This window comes from Xenorhabdus eapokensis, from assembly GCF_001908105.1.
The window spans coordinates 1-787 of the sequence record NZ_MKGQ01000152.1; the positions used below are offsets into that span (position 1 = coordinate 1).

A 787-nucleotide genomic window follows, 5' to 3' on the forward strand; every position below is an offset into this window, starting at 1 on the left:
AATACTCTCTTTCGAAAATCTAAGCTGTAACCCATCTCATTTTATGCCTTGTCATCTTAGGTTTAGATATTATGTCATATTAGTATGATTTAGCTATATACCTGACAACATGCAATCTCTGGCGCGCGACCATTCTGGCAAAACAGAAAAACCTGCTTTGCCCTTGATCGATATCTGTGCGCCAGAGTGAACGCAAGTTGAGGTATTGCGGGGTATCGGTTGAGTACGCGGTACTGCCGCCTGCATAAACAGGTCATCCCCACCGGCAAAAAAGCCAGCCTCGATATCGTCAAGTTCTCCTTTTTCAATCTAAAAATGCAGTGTCAGATTTACTGCGGGGTGAAGCAGGCGTGAGCCTGTCAGGGTTGCGTGGTGCTTTGGCTGCGGCGTCACTTTCAGCGGTAACCCTGCAAAAGTGACGCCTTTAAGTTCCGTAAACGGTCAGCAAAAGTTGTACGAGCGTTAAAATGCCAGCAAGAATCGCAAGACACAGCAAAGCTAAGTGTTAAACGGTAGTTATGAGTTAATTATTTGGATACAGAAAAGTTGTCTGCTGAATATTTCAAACAGAGATTGTAAAAGTGTGAATGTGATGTGGTGTAAAGAGCATGATTCAACGTTTAATGCTCTTAGATGACGATATAAAAACGCCCTTTTGGGGTATTTTTTAGTTTAAGAAACCTTCATTACCAGACAAGGGGTTTATGTCTGACAATATCTGCTTCCAAAGGTGGGCAGATGTACCGCAATGCTTGCTCTCCCTTGCAGGCTACGGGAGTTTTCATTC

1 protein-coding gene is annotated in these 787 nt (G+C 43.5%); it reads right to left on the bottom strand.

All coding sequences use genetic code 11. The features are described from left to right. Positions 1 to 93: 93 nt before the first annotated feature. On the bottom strand, positions 94 to 246 hold the full coding sequence (locus Xedl_RS31790; protein WP_208605114.1) for a hypothetical protein: 153 nt from the start codon (positions 244 to 246) through the stop codon (positions 94 to 96). Positions 247 to 787: the final 541 nt, after the last annotated feature.